Raw genomic sequence first — 19,760 nt, 5'->3', positions numbered from 1 at the left:
CTCCTTTTACCTATAGTTTATAAAAAGCGGGGAGTATTTTCCAAAAAATATAGGAACTCCGTTTGCCTTGTAATTTGTAAAAAGGCGGAAAGTAAATCTGGAAATATAGGAACTTTCTTTGCCTTGAATTTTTTAGTGCTTTGAAATTTGGTTTATTGTTTTTATTCAACCTAACGGGTTTCTAAAACCCGTTAGGTTTGAACATACTATTAAAATTATGCTTTTCTGAATTTCTTTTTTTTCTTCCACGGAGCATTCTTCTGAACATCTCCGGCCATAATACATCCGTAAGGCATCACTTCATCCAGAACTTCACAAAGTCCGTATTCTTCTATCTGTGCTCTTACATTCTTCGCACTTTTATAAGCGCTTGGAAGTTCAGAAATATCAATCTCATTAGAGTAGAAACGGATATCCAATCCTGCTGTTTCCTCATTGAAGATTTCCTCAGTGGTTTTATGAGCCAATGATCTTTTATGCTGGCTTCTGCTGAAATTTCTTCCTGCTCCGTGCGGTGCAAAACCTAAGTTTCTTTCATTCGTTTTTCCCTGAACAATCAATACTGGTTCGGCCATATTCAAGGGAATTAGTCTTGGTCCTGTAATATCAGGCATGAACTTATCATCCAGCGGAGTAGCTCCTTTCGCGTGATAGAACAGATCTCCATCTTTGAAAACGAAGTTATGTTCGTTCCAATATCTGTTTTCCTTCTCCATTTCCAGCTTATTCAGCACGGCATCATGAAGGGAAGTATGGTTTTCTTTGGTCCATTGTCTTATTAATTGAAGTGCTTCCCAATACGATTTACCTTCATCTGTATCATAAGGAATCCATGCATTTTCTCTTAAAGTTTCAGGAGAGATTTCCTGTCTGAAACGGTTGGCAACCTTCATTCCTTTATCATATAAAGCAGCACCCGGAGCTCTTGATCCGTGATGGGTTACCATCATGGTATTTCCAGTATTTTTGGAAATTCCGACAAAAAGGAAGTGGTTTCCGTCTCCCTGAGTTCCCATATGAGAACGGGCAATGCTGATCAGTTTTTCATCCTGTAAGAATTCATTTTCTCTGAAAGCATCCATCAGTTCCTGAGACATCGGCATCTGTTCCCCTCTTGCTCTTCCTCCGTATCCGAAATGAGTGACAGAATGTGCTGCATCCAAAACCTCTTTAGGATTTGTTTTTCCAAAATCCGTCAGCATCACAGAACAACAGATATCCGCACTATGGAATCCCGGGTGAATAGCATTTTTTGCCACGACCACACCTCCAACGGGAATCTGACCTTCAGGACCTGTAGGGCAGGCGTCCGGCATTAAAGCTCCGCCAATCAGAGTGGGAGTTTTCATCAGAACTTTCATGGTTTTGATTACTTTTTCCACATTATCACTCTCACTTTCGTGCTCAGCACGTATATTGATTATAAAATCTTTAGCTGTTTCATGAAGCGGAATAAGATCTGGCTGTTTGAACTGTACCAGATATTCTGCGATCTGATGTTCATCCAACTTATTCTCGTTGATATAGGTAATGGCATCTTTAAACCATTTTGCCGGTCTATATCCTAATTCGATTAAATGATTTCCATTAAATTCCATTTTGTTTCATTTTGATGATGCAAAGTAATATCATTATTGCGCAATAGTTTTGCGTAGATAAAGAAATTTTAATTATTTTTACAAAAATTAATTAAAAAGACGAAAAAGCCCAGTGGCAGACTCGTAAAAATAGTATAAAATTAAAAAAACAAGGCTCATGGTATTATTAGAACAATTAAAACATTTCCCGGAAACGATTCAGTTTAATGATGTGATCGCTCATATTGATGAACATTACGAATTTACTCCTACTGTCTTTCAAAACGGAGATACAACCAATCAGGCCGGACAGAACAATGGTTCGTGCAAGGTTTTCAGCTTTGCAAGTATTCAGGATCTGACGAAAGAACAAACCCTTTGGCTTTTTGGTGAGTTCTACAGAGAAGATGTTTTGAAAAATCCTGAAGGAACTGACCACCAAAATATCCGAAACTTTATGAAATTCGGCTGGGAAGGGATTACTTTTGACGAAAATGCTTTGAGAGAGAAATAATTTTCAGGAAAAGAGCAGAAATAAAAGCAGATTGCTATTAAAAAAACACCAATCATTAAACACTAAGGTATGTCATCCAATAAAAATGCTCTGATCCGGTATAAAACATTAGATAAATGTCTTAAAAACAAATACAGAAAGTATACGCTAGAGGATCTTATTGATGAATGTTCAGAAGCATTGTTTGAATTTGAGGGAAAAGAATCTTATGTAAGTAAGAGGACTGTTCAGCTTGATCTTCAGAATATGCGGAGTGAAAAATTCGGATATGAAGCCCCTATTGAAGTTTACGAAAGAAAATACTATCGTTACAGTGATCCGGAATACAGTATTCATAATATTTCTGTGAATGAAAGTGATCTGAAGGCGATGAATAATGCGGTTCAGATTTTAAAACAGTTCAAGGATTTTTCCATGTTCAAGGAGATGAATGGGGTTATTCAGAAACTGGAAGATTCTATTCATGCCACCAGCCAGAAATCTATTATTCATCTGGATAAAAATGAACAGTTAAAAGGGTTGGAACATATTGATATTCTGTACGAAAGTATTGCTAATAAAAAAGTGTTGAAGATCCTTTACAAAAGTTTTACGGCAAGGGAATCCAATATCTTTACAGTACATCCGCAGCTGTTGAAAGAGTTCAACAACCGTTGGTTTCTGATCTGTCTTTACAAACAAAAAATGTACAATCTGGCACTGGACAGAATGGAAAGTATCGAAACAGATGATAGTCTTGCCTATATTGACAAGGATCTGGATGGAGATGAATATTTTAAAGATATTGTAGGGGTAACTGTTGCAGAGTTAATGGATCCCAGAAATGTGGTCTTTTGGGTGGATTCTGGAAATGCTCCCTATGTGAAAACAAAACCACTGCATAAAAGTCAGGAGATCCTAAAGGAAGACCGTGACGGCACGCTGTTTAAAATATGTGTGCAGATCAATTTTGAGCTGGAAAGACTCTTGCTTGGGTTCGGAGACTCTCTGATTGTACATAAGCCCAAAAAACTACGGTTGAAAATGGAGGAAAAGTTCAGGGCAGGCAGTAAAAATTATCAGAATCTGATTGTTCCTGAGGAAAACTAAATTAATTTAAATGTACCATTCACAGGGCTTTGTTGAAGATAATTTATTTTCATAATTTATCTTGGCTTGGAAATTGTAGTATTAACTTAACAATACCAAATTAATTATGAAATCAAGAATATTTAAAGCATTAATTGCAATTATAGCACCGCTGGCGATAGAGTATATCGTAAAAAAAATATCTGAGAAGATAGATAAAAAACAAGAAGAGAAAGAGAACGAAAAAAAGCAGATTACGGCTTAAACGTAAAAGTAGTTTAAATTTGAAATTATTGAAAAGAGACTGTCATAACAAGGTACAGTCTCTTTTTTGTTGTTAATGGATCTTTTTAATGAGTGCTGAAAACCACCCCGTCAAAAATTTTTTGAATTTTCGCTACCCGTCCGATGAAGTGGAATTCTCGCGTTTTCAGCTGAGGTAAGGGGCAGGATTGTGCTTTTGGGAAAAGAAGGCTGGATTCCTACGGAATGACAAGCTGTGTGGATAGATCACCATTCCAATTGTGTCATTCCGTAGGAATCTCGGTTTCCCTACACAAAGTCATAGATCCCGTCTTTCCATCCCAATACTTTGGAAGAGTCTGCTTTAAGCCAGTTTTTCAGGATTGTTGCATATACTTTTCTGAAATCTTCCTTGTAAATAAGATCGCCATCATTCAGATTCTGCAGATCAGGAAGTGCATTTAACAGTCCTTTTTTCTTAAGGTTTCCGCTGATAAAAAACATCTGGTTAGCGGTCCCGTGATCGGTTCCGTTGCTGGCATTCTGTGCCACACGACGGCCAAACTCTGAAAATGTCATTAACAGGATATTTTTAAAAAGACCATTACTTTTCATATCAGCAACAAACGATTTTACCGCTTCATTAATATCATTGAATAACTTTTTCTGCCGGTCATTCTGGTTGACGTGCGTATCGAAACTTCCGATCGAAAGATAGTATACCCGGGTATTAATGTCAGATTTTATTAAAGAAGCTACCGTTTTGAAGTCTTTTCCCAGCTGAGAACTGGGATAGATTTGCTCTGTCTTTCTGGCTTTGCTCTTCTCAAAAATATAATCAGCATTATTAATGGTAGAACCCAAAGTCTGATAAAGGTAAGATACCGTTTCATCGTCGTGATGGTGGTCATAAAGAGATTTGAAATATTTCTCCTGGCTGGTCTGATACAGTCTTTTGGGATCTTTAAAGGCAAAAGCTTTGTTATTTTCACCTTTTAGGGCCAGACTAAGCATATCATCTACTTCCAGTGCCTGCGTAGGATGATCACAGCGATAACATTCTTCGTCCAGAAAACGTCCCAGCCAGCCTGTTTCCAGAAACTGATCACTTCTGCTTGCCGACTGCCAGATATCCATGCTTCGGAAATGCGACTTATCCGGGTTGGGATAGCCTACATTATTCATCACAGAAAGCTCTCCGTTATCAAAAAGTTCTTTGAAATAGGAGAGAGAAGGATTAATCCCTGCTTCATCCGTAAGTGGTATTGAATCCTGTATGGCCAATGTTTTTCTTTCCCTGAAATAAATATCATTTTTTGCCGGAATGATTGTATTCAAACCATCATTTCCACCCGTAAACTGAAGAACGACCAGAATGTTCTGACTGGGATTCAAAGCTTCATCCAGCGTCATCGCTTTTAAGAAATTAGGCATCAGCATAGAAGCTGTAGCCAGGGAACTTATTTTGAGGAATTCTCTTCTTTTGATTAGCATAATTTTGTTTTTGGGGGTTAAGGTGGCAGGTGGCAGATGACAGGTTGCAGGTTGTAAATTATAGGGCTGGACCGCATTTTATTTTTATAGCAGTAAAAAATAAATAAGGGAGGAGCCAAGTTCTACTGGGACAGCTATTACCTGCTACCTGCAACCTAAAACCTCCTACCTAACATAACTGGTATTCCGGAGTAGACATCAGGTTGATGACATTCATTTTGATACTCTTGTCAGAAAAATTCCTTACAGAATTCATATCCAGAGTTTGAGTATTCTGCAAAAGATAATCTTCACAATTTTTACTGGCGAAAATCTTTTCAATACGCTCCCAGTCGATGGTGATATTGGGATTTTTAAAACTTTTGTTTAAAGCTGTTTCCCGGGATTTCATTCCCATATCGATATCATCATCCTGGCGGGGACTGTATTCCAAAGGGCGGAGTCCGGACCAGATCTGCGGAATCTGAAGCCTTAGCATCAGAGTAGAACTGTCGATCCATGCCTTTCCATTCGGCCATCCCGCTACATTGGGCGGATAAAGCAGCATTTGCCCCAGTAATTTCTGATACACGATGAGGTTTTCAGGATTCTGAATATGCATAGGAAGGATTCGCATCATACCGGCCATCAGTTCTATAGGTGATTTTATCCTGTTTCCGATATTCTTCTGATCATAAAACCATGTGCTTGAAAATATCTCAGTCATCAGCTTTTTAACGTCATATCCTGAATTGTAGAAGTTTGTACCGAGTGTATTGACGATATCCTGATCCACTTTTTCATTCACAAAAAACTTATAGATCTTTGTGGTAATAAATTGTGCAGTTGTTTTTTGTTCCAGAATCATATGAAGCACATCGCTACCGTCAAAGTTGCTTGTTTTTCCTAAAAAAGTTTTGCTACCTTCATCATGGAGATTTTTTCTTTCTTTAAAATTCCCTTCTTTATCATAACTCCATCCTGTAAAAGCTCTGGCACCTTCTCTTACATCTTTTTCAGTGTAACTTCCTCTTCCCATGGTAAACAGTTCCATAACTTCGCGGGCAAAATTCTCATTAGGATGGTCTTTTTTATTCTGTTGGTTATTCAGAAAATTCAACATGGCAGGCGACTGGCTTACTTCAAAAAGCAGATCTCTGAAATTGCCCAGTGCATTTTTTCTTATCGTATTTAAAAGCTGTTTGTTGAACCTTGGATTTTGTACTCTTGATGCAAAATGCCCATGCCAGAAAAAGGCCATCTTTTCCCTCATCTGCTCCTTGTTGTTAACGATAGCGTTCAGGAAGTTCAGATTAAGTTCATTATTTTGTTCCCTGTTGATCCGCTGCATTTCTTTTTTCTTTTCCGCAGGAGCTGTACTGTTCATATAATCTGCTGCCGAAACCGGATCAGGAGTATCATAGGTGATCTCGCTGAAACTTTCTTCTTTAAATAATTCATTCATCAGCGTTTTAATGTTTTTATTTTTCAAACCATCAATTTGATGAATACCAACACCAAAACCTGCCCGCCAGAGAAGATGCTTGTTTTTTACTAATGAATCTGCCATCATGGAGAATTTATTTTTTGATGTAATTCTAAGAAGAAGGTTAAAACTCATAACGGGTTAAGGATTGTTAATATTGTTTTTAGGCTGAAAACTGGGAGTTATGGTGTACAGGACGGAGAAATTTCTCTTTACTTTAATTATAACAGACGTGAGTTTCATAAAAGAGGATATTACTTCCAGCTTCCATCTTCTTGCTTGGTTTCTTGTTGCTATAATTCACTTTTCGAGGTCCGTTTTTGATAAATTTTGTTAAACAAATATTTAATTTTTGTTAAAATTAAAGTATTGATATTCATTATTTTATAAATTTTATTAATGTTAAAATCAAATAGAAACCTTTGCTTGGCATGATTTTTACATCCTCTTGTTTAGTAAAATTAAAAAATTAGAGTTATGAAAATGTTTAAACAAGCAATAGTACTGGCTGGTATTTTAACAGCAGGTATGGCAAGCGCCCAAAGTGCTCAAATGAACAATATGATCAAGGTAGGTGCAAATGTTGGTTTAGCAGTTCCCGCAGATAACCTTTCTGCAGCAGTAGGAGTGGATGTAGCTTACCAGAATCTGATTACACCGGGATTTGGGCTGGGTATCGCATCAGGATATACTCATTATTTTGGAAAAGACAACAACGGATATAAAAACAATGATGTAGGAGTAGTTCCTGTAGCAGCTTTAATCAGAATTTATCCAAAACAAACCGGTTTTTATTTCGGAACTGATTTAGGATACGGATTTTTGGTTGGAGATAAAGCTGTAGCATCCAATACCAATGTTGAAAGAGCAGGCGGAGGTTTCTATCTTAAACCGGAGATCGGATACCACAACAGAGACTGGAACTTCTTCGTACAATACCAAAAGGTTTTTGTAGGTACTAAAGGAGATTTGCCAGGTCAGGACTATAATGTGGGGAATATCGGTGTAGGATTCGGTTATAATATTCCATTAGGAAAGTAGTTAGATTTAATATATAAACAATTATTAACCAAAACCTTTTCATGAAAGTGAAAAGGTTTTTTTGTTCTGTGCAGGATTTACAAAAACAATTATTATATTTGGTAAAATTTGAGGTTATGATTCTGAATCCAAAATTTCCACTTTATTTACCAGGAGTAGAGAACAGTAATAATGATAGTGTTTCTATCATTGGAGCAAGTCTTCGTGAAGATATAACAATCTTAGGCTATTTTGTTTCCGGGAACGGAGGTCTTGAGATAAAAGTAGAAAATACATATGCAACCAAAGAATATGCTTCCTTTTCAGATATTTTAAAGAAGTTTATTCAGGATAACCAGCTTGAGAATGTAAAACGTCTGGGAATGGCTGTGCCAGGTCCTGTATTGGACGGGAAAAGCAGTCCAGCAAGATTAGGTTGGCATTTAGATATTGCCGAATATACCCGCGATTTCGGGTTTGAAAGAGTAGATATGCTGAATGACCTGGAGGCTTCTGCTTATGGAATGGCTCTTCTTGAAGATAATCATCTTGAAGCGATCTATACAAGCGGACATCTAGAAAAAGGAAATGTAGCAGTTCTGGCTCCCGGAAACGGATTAGGAGAAGCCGGATATTTCTTTGACGGAAAATACCTGAGACCTTTCGCAACAGAGGGAGGGCACTCAGAATTTTCACCAAGAACCAACGTAGAAGTTGAATTTTACCAGTTCTTAAATAATATCTATGGTATTGTAAGCTGGGAAAATGTATTATCCAAGTCAGGACTATTCAATATTTACAGATTCCTGAGAGATGTGAAAAGACATCCGGAACCGGAATGGTTAGGAGAACGTCTTGCGCAGGGGAATTTTGTAGAAGAACTTTATAAAGCTGCTGTTGAGGAAAATGTACTGATCTGCAGAATCGCTTTGGATACCTTCCTTGAGTTCCTGGCTAGAGAGGCCAATAACTTAACATTAAAGTTAAAAGCTACCGGAGGATTACTGATTGCCGGCGATATTCCACAGATGATCGCAGAATATATCGACAAGGGGAAATTCTATGAGAAATTCAAGATCAGTGATAAAATGGAGGAAATGCTTAAAAACATTCCAATCTATCTGGTCAAGCAAAACCACACTGCATTAAATGGTATAGCACTTTATACGGCTTACTATCAGGTATAAAACAAAGCTCCGAAGAAATTCGGAGTTTTTTTATGGGATGATATTATTCATGAAAATTATAAATTTTATTGATATACATCAATGAAATCTATTGAATAAGATACCTACCTTTGTATTGTTAAATAAGTAAACAACTCTATTCAATGAAAAAAATATTTTTATTAGCAGTTTTAGCCGGAGGTTTAGCTTTCGGACAGTCAAAAAAGGTAGTAGCATCTGATGTACACTGGTGGGGATACAAAGTAGCAAAATCTGAGGCCAGTTCTCACGACGGTACTGTAAAAGTGAAATCCGGAGATATGGTAATGAAAGGAAACCAATTGGTAGGCGGAAGCTTCGTATTGGATATGACTTCTATTACTTCTACTGACCTTACAGGAGAATACCAGCAGAAATTAAACGGACATCTTAAGAATGGTGACTTCTTTGAAGTTGAAAAATTCCCAACAGCAACTTTCAAAATTACAGGAGTAAAGAAAAACAATGATAAAATCTACAATTCTCTTGTAACAGGAAACCTTACTGTAAAAGGAAAAACCAGCCCAATCTCTTTCCCTGCGAAGATTTCTTACAGCAAAGGAGTAGTAAGTTTAGTATCCAACAAATTCTCTTTCGACAGACAGAAGTTTGATGTAGCTTACAAGTCTACGATGCAGGACGTTTTTGTGAAAGATGATATTGATATGCTTGTAAAGGTAACTGCTCAATAAATTAATCAAAAAAAGATTATTAAAAGTGTAGAAGTTCTACACTTTTTTTTATTTTTGTTGAATTGTAAATAAAAAAGAATGAAAAGATTACTATTGTTTGCTATGGTGTGCGCAAGCATGTCATTTGTTTCTGCCCAGAAGAAATTTGATAAAGTGTCAAAAGTGACTTCATCAGAGATCAGATGGTGGGGGTATAAAGTGGTAAAAACTGAAGAAACTTCCCACTCAGGAACAGTAAAGCTGAAAAGTGGAAAATTTAACTTTGACCATACGGTCCTGGTAGATGGAGAGTTTATTATCGATATGAGAAGTATGATGGCGGGAGATGTTTCTGATGAAGATCAGATCAAGCTTACTAATGATCTGAAAAGCTCAAACTTCTTTGAAGTAAAAAAATTCCCTATTGCAAAATTCCATTTGACTAAAATTATTCCTTTGGCAAACAGTGAATACAATTCTACAGTGTACGGTGACCTTACCCTTAAAGGAGTAAGAAAAACAATTTCTTTCCCAGCGAATGTTTACGTTACCCAGTTCACAACTTCTATTGAATCTGCGAAGTTCTCCCTGAACAGAAGAGACTTTAAAGTATTCTATCAGTCTTCATTGAAAGATTATTTCATTAAGAACGAAATGGATATTCAGTTTAAAGTTTCCACAGAAATGCTGGATAATGAGAATAGAGTACCGAAAAAGAAAAAGTAAAATATATTCTATTGATACAGAAGAGCAGTTCGTGAGGACTGTTTTTTTTATTTTCCTTATATAAAGATCTGATCCCGCACTTCTCTTGTTTCTGTATTTTTTATAAATTAGTGGTATGAAAATTTATATCGTAAGCGGTCTGGGAGCAGACTTTAAAGTCCTTGAAAGAATAGAGTTTCCCAAACACTGTGAATTGATTTTTATAGACTGGCTTATTCCCGAAAAAAATGAGCCTTTCGATGCTTATGTCAAAAGAATGGCAGAGAAAGTGGATGATTCAGAACCATTCTGCCTGTTGGGGTATTCTTTCGGAGGAATCATTGTTCAGGAGATTAATCAATTGAAACCTGCAGAAAAGGTGGTAATCCTTGGAAGTATAAAATCCGATAAGGAAAAATCCAGATTCATCAGGACAGGCGAGGTTACAAAAATTCCAAGAATACTTCCTGTAGGTTTATTCAACGATAAAGCAGCCAACGTATATGCTGTGATCCGAAAGCTTTTTGATCCTAAAAATCCGAAACTCCTTCAATATTTTAAAGTAAGAGATCCTTATTACCTCAAATGGTCCGTAGAAAAAGTTTCCGAATGGAAATTTGAAGAGAATCCCAATGTCATTCAGATATTAGGTGATAAAGACATTGTTTTTCCCATCCGCTATTCAAATCCGAATTATGTGGTGAAAGGAGGAACACATCTTTTTCCGGCCACTAAATCCAAAGAAGTTTCCAAAATACTGTCAGAGATTTTTTCTGAAAAAATTGAAAAAGTTCCAGATTGAATATTTTTTTAGGGGTGTTTGGTTTAAAAGTGTAGTTTTTATAGAATTTATATTTAAATTTGATAGGGTTAAATATAAATTTTATGAAAGTAGGATTAAAATGGATCGTTTCATTCTCTGTTATCACAATCGTTGCCATTGGTGGTTTATTCTGGAATCCGGCTGCCGATATTCCTGATACAAGGGAATTCTTAAGTGAAGATAAAATTGTCGGCGCTGATGTTGCCTGGATTCTGGCCGCGGCAGGACTTGTTTTGCTCATGACGCCAGGGCTTTCCTTTTTTTACGGAGGAATGGTCGGAAGAAAAAATGTAATTTCTACCATGCTGCAGAGTTTTATTGCCTTAGGCGTTATCTCCATGGTGTGGGTAGTCGTAGGCTTTTCTTTATCTTTCGGTGAATCTATCGGAATTACAATTGCCGGAAAACATTACGGGATCATTGGAAATCCACTCAGTTATCCCTTTTTTAGCGGGGTAGGAAATCTACCTCATAAACTGATGGCTCCCACGATTCCTTTTATTCTTTTTGCCTTGTTTCAGATGAAATTTGCCGTTATTACTCCGGCTATTATTACCGGATCTTTTGCAGAAAGGGTTCGTTTTATATCTTATTTATTGTTCATTGTTCTTTTCAGTATATTTATTTATACGCCGCTTTGTCATATGGTGTGGCATCCTGAGGGGCTTTTAAACAAATATTTCGGGGTAAAAGACTTTGCAGGAGGAACTGTTGTGCATATGAGTGCTGGCTTTGCAGCCCTTGCCGGAGCTTTGGTGGTAGGAAACAGGAAGAATCCTCATCATGAGCCGTCCAATATTCCGTATGTGCTTCTGGGAACAGGAATGCTGTGGTTCGGATGGTTCGGATTTAATGCCGGATCTGCTTTGAGTGCTTCTGCATCTGCGGCTACCGCTTTTGGAACAACTACCATTGCTTCTGCTTCGGCGATGATGACCTGGATCTTTTTTGACAGAATCAATGGGAGAAGTGTATCGGCTTTAGGAGCCTGTATTGGAGCTGTAGTAGGATTGGTGGCAATAACTCCCGGATGTGGTTTTGTAAGCATTCAGGAAAGCCTTTTTATCGGATTTATCACAGCAATCGTGTCCAATCTGATGGTGAACTGGAAGGTTTTAAAGAAAGTAGATGATACCCTCGATGTTTTTGCCTGCCATGGAGTAGGAGGGATTATGGGAATGATTCTTACCGCCATTTTTGCTCATGGTGAAAAAGCAAGTCTGCTTCATGGTGGAATTGATGTTTTTCTTCATCATATGGCAGCCCTTGTTTTGGTTTCTGTTTTTACTTTTTTAGGTTCATTAATTTTATATAAACTTACAGATTCCATGATCACCTTAAGAGTTTCTGAAGAGTCTGAAAATAAAGGGCTTGATCTTTCGCAGCATGAAGAATGCCTGCAATAGCTTTTATATTGTGATGATATGTTGATATCATTAAAAATTTGAATGTATATTTCAGGATTTATCATGTATCTTTGTTTCTGAGGAAAATGACGAATCATTTATGGAATCAATATCGGTTTTTGAAATTATTAAAGTAGGAATAGGTCCGTCCAGTTCACACACGATGGGACCCTGGAACGCAGCAGCAGCATTTATCAGGATTATAAAAAGAGAAAGATCAATAGAAGAAGTTAAAGAGGTTTTTCTTGAATTCTTTGGCTCACTCGCAAAAACGGGAATCGGGCACGGAACTGATATTGCGGGAATGCTTGGGTTGAATGGAGAGGATTTTAAAACGATCAATACTTCAAAAATTGATGAAAAGATAGATTATATCAAGAGTACTCAAACCATTAACCTTGGTGGTGAAAAGGTAATTCCGTTTATCTACGGACATCATTTGATTTTAAACATGAAAAAGAGCCTTGATTTTCATCCGAACGGAATGATCTTCAGAGCTGTTTTCGAAGACGGAACAGAACTTGTGCAGGATTTTTATTCTGTAGGAGGCGGTTTCATTGCCAGCCAGGAAAAAAACTCTATTCAGAAGCAGTGTGTACGTACACTGTATCCGTGTCATAAAGCTTCAGATATTGCAAAATACTGTGAAAAGCTGGGATTTGATAAAATGTCAGATTTGATTTTCATGAATGAAGAAAGTTGGAGAACCAAGGATGAAACTAGGCAGGAAGCACTTTATATCTGGCAGCAGATCAAAGAATGTATCTACAAAGGTGTCAATAAGGAGGGAGTTCTTCCTGGCGGACTGAATGTTTCCAGAAGAGCTGCAGGGATCAACAGAAAGCTGCTCGGAGATAAAATCTATAAAAACAAAGACGAATGGTTCCAGCAGGTAGTAGACGCTGAAGAGAACTTTACAAATATCAACAAATGGATTGCCTGCTTTGCACTGGCTGTGAATGAAGAGAATGCAAGCTTCGGAAGAATTATTACCGCACCTACCAATGGCGCAAGTGGAGTTATTCCGGCGGTATTGATGTACTCTCAGGCATTTACCCCATTTACGAGTGAGGAGGATATTATAAGATTCTTGCTTGTAGCCGGAGAAATCGGGACCTTATTCAAGAAAAATGCAACCATTTCTGCAGCGATGGGTGGATGCCAGGCGGAAATCGGAGTATCTTCTGCAATGGCAGCAGCCGGACTTACAGAAATCTTAGGAGGAAGTGTAGGGCAGGTATTGATGGCAGCAGAAATTGCCATGGAACATCACCTTGGATTAACCTGTGATCCAATTAAAGGACTGGTACAGATTCCATGTATTGAAAGGAATACAATGGGTGCGATGAAAGCGATTACGGCAGCCAATATTGCACTGGAAAGTGATCCCACCAAAGCAAAAGTAACATTGGATGAAGTGATTCTGACCATGTGGGAAACCGCTCAGTCGATGAGCGACCGTTTTAAAGAAACTTCGGAGGGTGGACTGGCCATTGCAGTCAACGTTCCGGAATGTTAATAGAAATCATTTTATTTCAAAATATAAAACCCTTAGCCACTATGACTAAGGGTTTCTTAATAAAATAAAAGTAAAAACCGTCGGGCTTTTAGTATCGTATAAGGATTCTTATCTTAAAATTCCTCTGATTCTGTTGGCGTTGGAAATCAATTCTTCCAGATATTCATAGTTTTCTTTTTCCAGAGCGGATTTGAATTTTCTGAGCTGAGTAATATGTTCGTTCAGCACATCAAGCACATTTTCTTTGTTTTGCTTAAAGATAGGAACCCACATTTCCGGATGCGACTTGGCAAGACGTACGGTACTTGAAAAACCGGAACTGGCAAGCTGGAAAATCGTTTCTTCTTCACGTTCTTTTTCCAATACGGTATTGGCAAGGGCGTAAGATGTAATATGGGAGATATGGGAAATATAAGCGGTATGAACATCATGATCTTCTGCATTCATATAAATCATGTGCATATCGAGAGTATTGACTACTTTTTCAACGGTTGCCAGAGCATCGTCGGCCGATTCTTCTTTGTTGCAGATGACACCAGCTTTTCCCGAGAAACTTTCAGCAATAGCGGATTTCGGACCGTTGTTTTCCGTTCCCCACATCGGGTGGAACGCTACAAATCTTGACCGTTTCGGGTGGTTTTTTACCGCATGTACAATGCCTGCTTTGGTAGAGCCTGCATCCATTACCGTCTGCTGGTCAGACACAAGATCCAGAACAGAAGGCAATAGTTTTCGTGCAGCATCTACAGGAATAGCAAGAATAATCAGATCCGAATTTTTAATTCCATGTTCAAGATCTACTCCCGCATCAATGATTTTAAGTTCCAATGCGTCACTGATATGCTGTGTATTGTTATCGATTCCGTAGATGAAGCTGGCCAGGTTTTTCTCTCTTAATTTCAAAGCCATCGAACCTCCGATTAATCCTACTCCAATAATACTTATTTTCATCTTTTTACATTTTTTAAAATAAAAAAACCTCGTCCCTAGGACGAGGTTTTAAATTATATTCATAAGAATCCCTATCCCAGAGCTGAGGTAAAAATTCTATAATAATATGTTCCGTTGTTAAAAATCACAGAGCAAAGGTATAAATATTTTTTAAATGAAACGAAATTTTCTTTTCTAAATCGTATAGGGATTAATAGTTTGTGTAAGCTTCATATTTTAGCAAGTTGTTTTTTGGGGCAATCTGAGAGGGATATTATTCAGATTTTATCCTGCTTTTATGAACATATCCCTTTTTACCTTCTTTAGAAACTACTAACCACCAATCTCCGTTTTGGTCTAAAACTTCTACTTGTTCACCTGTGTTGATCTTTTGTAGGATTTGGGAAGAAGAGTTTTTCTCCTTTCTTAAGTTGGTAAAACCATCACTATCCTGAATGTAAAAGGCTGTTTTATTTTGACTTTTCTCTACTCTACATTTTTTTGCTCGTACATTTTCTTCAGGAATGGGTATTATTTTATCAGTCCATCCGGATTTCTGGATATCAATATTTTGGGGAACATCGCAAATATATTTTACTGCATCCTGTGAAATATCTGACATTGTTTTATAGATAATATTTTTAAGAAGCCAAGTGTTATTATTTAGGATAATATGATATTCTTTTTCATAATATCCGCGGTCAGGGAAAGATGTTTTTATAGTGAACCCTTTATTTCCCGATATTGGAAGGATATCATTGATAACATTACCTCCATCCTCAGAGAAGTTTTTTGTTTCCAGTGCTAATGTATATTTACCTTGCTTATCCCCCAAAAAGATAAATAAATTTTCTCCTTGATAAGGTTTGTTACTTACAATTTTGTCAGAGATTCCATCCTTGTTGACATCAAAGGTTTTTATGAAATAATCTTCATTATCGATGTAGGTTTCGAATGAGCTTCTTTTAGTTTCAGCTGATGGCTGTCGGAGTTTTACAATACCTTTGTTTTTATGTTGGGAAGAGCAGGTGAAACCGAGTGTTAAAGCAATAAACAGGAATATATTTTTCATTAAATTTACTTTGAAGGTTTTAAAATCAGTAGGCTTAATTTCTTTATTTATTCAATACTATAAACTCTATTTATATTGGGTTTTCCGTCTGGGTTAATATTAGTTTTTTTTCAGCAATTACAGAATAAGTTTTTCATCATTTGCTTTCAGAATTATTCTAATTAGTTTTTTTTATTGAAAATTCCTTTATCATTTAAATAGTACAATTCTGTTAATTTTTTAGTGCTATTTTTTTCGGAATAAATAGAAACTTCATAGTTTTCATTGATAGAAAATACCTTAACTTCTTCGCCATCTCCATTGCTATTACTTATTTCCAAACCATCTATTAATTTACCATTTTGTGTTGTAATTAGATACATTAATTCACTATCTCCACTAATATTGCTTATGATATATAAGTCATAGTTACCGTTCGATGGAAGTTTGGCCATAGCATCTATACCTAACTGATATTTTTGTTTGCCTCTAATTGTATTTTAGTCCCAATATCTTTATAATCAAATGGTAGCAGTTGTTTTGATACTGAGTTTTTCTGAGTGTTTTCTATCTTACTTTCTCTTTGCAATATACATTCATCAGGACTATAAAATAGTCCTTGTGGAGACTTAATAACTTTCCATTTTAAAGTACCGTCATTATTAATGATAATTTCTGCTTTTCCCTTATCATTTTGACTACTGAAAAAACTATAAAAATCAACAATAATTTTTCCTCTATTTACAGTTCCTTTAACATTATATTCTATGTCATTTTCACAATCTATTTTCCCACCACTATTTGCAATTGCACAATATTGAGCTTTTATATTACTATCAGTTTGAATTATATTTAATGTAAACATTTCTTCAGGGACAGTTGAATTTTGATCCTTTTTAACATATTTCCATTTCCCTGATATATCAATAAAATTTTTATCAGATACTTTTATTATTGAATCTTTTAAATTTATTTTATCACCATTAATGGCTTTCGAATTATTCTCTTTACAGCTTAAAAAGAAAGATATAAGAGGTAATAAAGTTAAAAAGGGTTTCATCATTTAGTTTTATTTATTCTTTTTCTAATTCCTGCCAATCTTTATTTATAAATCTCTTACTTTTTATAAAATATTTTTTATTCTCATTTTTTAAGTAAAAGTCATCGATATCATCTTGATCACATTTTCCTTTTGCATGTAAAATATTATCCTCGTTAATTAAACGATATTCTCCTTCACACCAATAATCTTCCACATTTTTTGCTCCAATACTTAAAATTGCTTTTTGGTTCGATTCGACCGTTATTGAATAAAGAATATTTGTTTCATTATTATCAAATTGACTGATGGCTTTGGTTGAAATTTTATAAGAGCCTTTCCAATCATTATTGCTAGTTGTAAATTCTGTATTTTTAATACTTTGATTGTCAGTTGTATTGCTGTCAATATTTTTTGTTTCAGTTTCTTTTTTTACTGTTTTCTCTTCTAGCTTCTTTGAACATGAGAGAAATATAATTAATAATAGAATTGAAAAGGTTTTTATCATTGTGTTTTATTTATAAGTTTTTTATTCAATTTCATTTCCATATAATGAAAGTTTATTGAAAAAATCACTGTTCAAATTCTCTATATATATGTTTTGAAGTTCTGGAGCCAAACCTGATGATTCTTCTTTTTTGCCATCAAATGATAACGTAGAATAAAACTTACCTGTACTAAAATTAAATGATTTTGAATAATTCTTTTGAGCTTTTGTATAACTTAGATCATGCCCAATAACTTGTATTTTTTTGTTTTTAGGATCAAATCTAAACTTCATTTTTTCAATTACATTTTTTTTCTCGCCGGAAATATTAGGCTTTGTAACTTGGTCTGCATAATCTACTCTAATAGTAATAATTTTATTATTAATAATAGGATCACTTAAATAATAATCTGCTTCAGTATTGTTATATAGAATACTATTGTTTAAAATGGGAATTTCAACCGTTTTGTTTAATGAAGATAAGTCGATTGATAGAATAAAACTAGATCGCTCCGTATTTTGTTTTGCCTTAATTACAGCTTTATCTTTAATATTATCATCATCAAAGTATGGTGTTTCATATTGTGATTCAATGGTGTTAATAGCCTTCACATTATTCTCTTTACAGCTTGAAAAGAAAGATATGAGAGGTAATAAAGTTAAAACGGGTTTCATCATTTGCTAGTTATATTTAGATGATATAACGGATTTATTTTATAAGATCAATTATTTTATTATTAATCATTTTATTATAATCTCCTTCAAAAAGTCCATTTTTATACTTTTTGTAATATTCTATTTTTGACATTGAAAATTCAAAGTAGGATTTATCTTCTTTCTCATAATATTTTCCATCTAAATAATTAGGATAATTTTTGTAATCATTATCATTTTTAATAATGTACTTACTTGGTATTTCAACAAGAATACTATCTCCTGTTTCATAGATTTTTAATATATCCGAATAATTAATATTAGATTCTTCATAATCTGGTTTCCAATACAATATCCTTTGTCCCAACGGGTATAAAACTTTATTTTTATACAGATATAATTTCCATCCAAAATGATTTTCACCATTTATAGGAAAGAAGATGATATAGTTTTTAGAGGTATTTGAAAAATACACAATAGGAGAAGAGGTTTCCAGATCTTCATTATTGATTTTTCTAATTATAGCCTTCTCTATGTCATCAAAAACAAAAGTTATAAGTTCATATCTGTTTTGATCACTTCCTTCAATAAGAGTATTGGATACATTGAAGTTTTTACAGTTTAATGTATAATTTGTTGATTCTGTACTTTCTTCGTCACAATTGATTTTAGTTAATTGAAGTAGTTTTTTAGTGTTATCTGACTTGCTTGAAACTTCAGATGTTGATGTTTCTCTTGGCTTGTCTGAACATGCAACAAGTATAAGTACAAATAGCATTAAAAAGGGTTTCATCATTTAATTAAGTATTTTATCCTGCTTTTATGAACATATCCCTTTTTACCTTCTTTAGAAACCACTAACCACCAATCTCCGTTTTGGTCTAAAACTTCAACTTGTTCTCCGGTTTTAATCTTTTGAAGAATTTGTGCTGTTGTATTTTTATCTTTTCTTAAATTAGTAAAACCATCTGGATCTACTATTGTTGAATATTTTTTTTCTTGATTATCTTCCTGAAGAAGACTATAATCTTTTGAGTATTTTTCAAGGGAAGTATAACCATAATAATTATTTTTTTGAAAAGATTTCTTTAGTTCTGGGTGAGAAATATAGACATTATTTAATAATAAGTATGATTTATCAGATTGGATATCAACATTTTCCTTACCTGTAAAGCCAAGTTGTAAAAGATAAGCAATAGCCTTTTCTATTGAAGAATGCTCAATACCATTTGTTTTTACAATATTATCTTTATTATCAGTAAGATAAGTTGTTAATGCATAGAGAAAAGAATCTTTGGATTTTAAACTTTCTAATAGTTTTTCTCTAATTTTAAATGAATTCGTATTGTTATTATAAAATACAAATGATAGCTTGGAACTTTGTTCAATATCATCCCAGTTTTCAATATTTTTAACCGCAGAGTTAAAAAGGGCTTCATTTTTTTCATAATTAAATAAGACTACTAAATCAGTTGCAAGATCAGGATTTTTAGTTGCTACACTTAAAATCGATGTTAAATCATTCTGATAAATAATTTTATTCAGAGTTAATAATTCCTCAAAATAAGGATATTTTTGATTATTATTTATGTTTGCTCTAACATTATCTAAATCAGGTAGAATATCATTGCCTATTTTAATATACTTTCCTTCTTTTGATATTTGGTAATTGGTAGCTTCATTGAAAATTAAAATATTATTATATCCATCTTGAAGTTTATCAGGTCTAACTCCAAGTAAATCCATATTTATTTTATCAAAATTTTCCTTAGTATTTTTGAATTTTTGATTGATAAAGTAACTTTCAATTATCTCAGTTTCTTTTTTATCCATTGTATTTTCTTTTTCTTGTGAATGACAGGAATTAATTGTTAGTATTGACACAATTA

The 19,760-nt window shown here is 34.9% G+C and carries 21 protein-coding genes; 10 read left to right on the top strand and 11 right to left on the bottom strand.

Going from position 1 to position 19,760, the window contains the following annotated elements; all coding sequences use genetic code 11:
• Positions 1–215 precede the first annotated feature (215 nt).
• Complete coding sequence (locus tag AB1278_RS17110) at positions 216–1,016, bottom strand: RtcB family protein (protein WP_410494290.1); 801 nt, start codon at positions 1,014–1,016, stop codon at positions 216–218.
• Positions 1,017–1,755: 739 nt separating this feature from the next.
• Here AB1278_RS17110 and AB1278_RS17105 point away from each other — a divergent pair.
• The 3 genes from AB1278_RS17105 to AB1278_RS17095 all read left to right on the top strand — a co-directional run bounded on the left by AB1278_RS17105 (position 1,756) and on the right by AB1278_RS17095 (position 3,424).
• Positions 1,756–2,091, top strand: a complete 336-nt coding sequence (locus AB1278_RS17105; protein ID WP_429815916.1) for a HopJ type III effector protein — start codon at positions 1,756–1,758, stop codon at positions 2,089–2,091.
• A 69-nt stretch (positions 2,092–2,160) separates the two neighbouring features.
• Positions 2,161–3,180: a helix-turn-helix transcriptional regulator gene (locus tag AB1278_RS17100; protein WP_429815913.1), complete on the top strand. Its 1,020-nt coding sequence runs from the start codon at positions 2,161–2,163 to the stop codon at positions 3,178–3,180.
• Between the two features lie 106 nt (positions 3,181–3,286).
• A complete protein-coding gene (locus tag AB1278_RS17095; RefSeq protein WP_167348772.1) occupies positions 3,287–3,424 on the top strand; it encodes a hypothetical protein in 138 nt (45 codons plus the stop codon).
• Between the two features lie 287 nt (positions 3,425–3,711).
• Here the strand turns inward: AB1278_RS17095 and AB1278_RS17090 are convergent, their stop codons facing one another.
• Together AB1278_RS17090 and AB1278_RS17085 are read right to left on the bottom strand one after the other, a co-directional pair.
• A complete protein-coding gene (locus AB1278_RS17090; protein ID WP_429815910.1) occupies positions 3,712–4,896 on the bottom strand; it encodes a DUF1501 domain-containing protein in 1,185 nt (394 codons plus the stop codon).
• A gap of 169 nt (positions 4,897–5,065) precedes the next feature.
• Complete coding sequence (locus AB1278_RS17085) at positions 5,066–6,496, bottom strand: DUF1800 domain-containing protein (RefSeq protein WP_429815907.1); 1,431 nt, start codon at positions 6,494–6,496, stop codon at positions 5,066–5,068.
• Positions 6,497–6,838: 342 nt separating this feature from the next.
• Here AB1278_RS17085 and AB1278_RS17080 point away from each other — a divergent pair, with 342 nt between their 5' ends.
• From AB1278_RS17080 to AB1278_RS17050, 7 genes are all read left to right on the top strand, one after another.
• Positions 6,839–7,402: a hypothetical protein gene (locus AB1278_RS17080; protein ID WP_343643119.1), complete on the top strand. Its 564-nt coding sequence runs from the start codon at positions 6,839–6,841 to the stop codon at positions 7,400–7,402.
• Positions 7,403–7,518: 116 nt separating this feature from the next.
• Entirely contained in the window at positions 7,519–8,568 is a 1,050-nt protein-coding gene (locus tag AB1278_RS17075) for a glucokinase (RefSeq protein WP_110009214.1), read from the top strand.
• A gap of 143 nt (positions 8,569–8,711) precedes the next feature.
• A complete protein-coding gene (locus tag AB1278_RS17070; protein WP_137905858.1) occupies positions 8,712–9,278 on the top strand; it encodes a YceI family protein in 567 nt (188 codons plus the stop codon).
• A 78-nt stretch (positions 9,279–9,356) separates the two neighbouring features.
• Positions 9,357–9,983 (top strand): YceI family protein, encoded by a 627-nt coding sequence (locus AB1278_RS17065; RefSeq protein ID WP_062671303.1) that lies wholly within the window; start codon positions 9,357–9,359, stop codon positions 9,981–9,983.
• A 115-nt stretch (positions 9,984–10,098) separates the two neighbouring features.
• Positions 10,099–10,764, top strand: coding sequence for an alpha/beta hydrolase (locus AB1278_RS17060; protein WP_137905856.1), 666 nt, complete (start codon positions 10,099–10,101; stop codon positions 10,762–10,764).
• A gap of 83 nt (positions 10,765–10,847) precedes the next feature.
• Positions 10,848–12,191, top strand: coding sequence for an ammonium transporter (locus AB1278_RS17055; RefSeq protein ID WP_429815903.1), 1,344 nt, complete (start codon positions 10,848–10,850; stop codon positions 12,189–12,191).
• A gap of 100 nt (positions 12,192–12,291) precedes the next feature.
• Entirely contained in the window at positions 12,292–13,710 is a 1,419-nt protein-coding gene (locus AB1278_RS17050; protein ID WP_429815900.1) for an L-serine ammonia-lyase, read from the top strand.
• 108 nt (positions 13,711–13,818) lie between these two features.
• On the opposite strand, the gene AB1278_RS17045 is transcribed toward AB1278_RS17050, so the two are convergent.
• The 8 genes from AB1278_RS17045 to AB1278_RS17010 all read right to left on the bottom strand — a co-directional run bounded on the left by AB1278_RS17045 (position 13,819) and on the right by AB1278_RS17010 (position 19,704).
• A complete protein-coding gene (locus AB1278_RS17045; protein ID WP_429815897.1) occupies positions 13,819–14,661 on the bottom strand; it encodes a prephenate dehydrogenase in 843 nt (280 codons plus the stop codon).
• A gap of 253 nt (positions 14,662–14,914) precedes the next feature.
• Positions 14,915–15,712, bottom strand: a complete 798-nt coding sequence (locus tag AB1278_RS17040) for an SH3 domain-containing protein (RefSeq protein ID WP_429815894.1) — start codon at positions 15,710–15,712, stop codon at positions 14,915–14,917.
• Positions 15,713–15,873: 161 nt separating this feature from the next.
• Positions 15,874–16,146: a hypothetical protein gene (locus tag AB1278_RS17035; RefSeq protein ID WP_110009222.1), complete on the bottom strand. Its 273-nt coding sequence runs from the start codon at positions 16,144–16,146 to the stop codon at positions 15,874–15,876.
• Between the two features lie 11 nt (positions 16,147–16,157).
• Positions 16,158–16,754 carry a hypothetical protein gene (locus tag AB1278_RS17030; RefSeq protein WP_110009223.1) on the bottom strand — a complete coding sequence of 199 codons (597 nt, stop codon included), beginning with the start codon at positions 16,752–16,754 and terminating at the stop codon, positions 16,158–16,160.
• Between the two features lie 10 nt (positions 16,755–16,764).
• Positions 16,765–17,238, bottom strand: a complete 474-nt coding sequence (locus AB1278_RS17025; RefSeq protein ID WP_110009224.1) for a hypothetical protein — start codon at positions 17,236–17,238, stop codon at positions 16,765–16,767.
• A 21-nt stretch (positions 17,239–17,259) separates the two neighbouring features.
• Positions 17,260–17,895, bottom strand: coding sequence for a hypothetical protein (locus AB1278_RS17020; RefSeq protein WP_343642268.1), 636 nt, complete (start codon positions 17,893–17,895; stop codon positions 17,260–17,262).
• Positions 17,896–17,926: 31 nt separating this feature from the next.
• Entirely contained in the window at positions 17,927–18,667 is a 741-nt protein-coding gene (locus AB1278_RS17015) for a hypothetical protein (RefSeq protein ID WP_343642266.1), read from the bottom strand.
• The gene (locus AB1278_RS17010; RefSeq protein WP_429815891.1) at positions 18,664–19,704 is read right to left on the bottom strand and encodes an SH3 domain-containing protein; all 1,041 of its coding nucleotides are present in this window, start codon (positions 19,702–19,704) and stop codon (positions 18,664–18,666) included. The genes AB1278_RS17015 and AB1278_RS17010 overlap by 4 nt, the downstream gene beginning before the upstream one ends.
• Positions 19,705–19,760: the final 56 nt, after the last annotated feature.

It is taken from the genome of Chryseobacterium sp. NRRL B-14798 (assembly GCF_050470705.1).
Taxonomy (GTDB): domain Bacteria; phylum Bacteroidota; class Bacteroidia; order Flavobacteriales; family Weeksellaceae; genus Chryseobacterium; species Chryseobacterium cupriresistens.
This window is presented reverse-complemented; position numbering and strand designations above follow the sequence as displayed.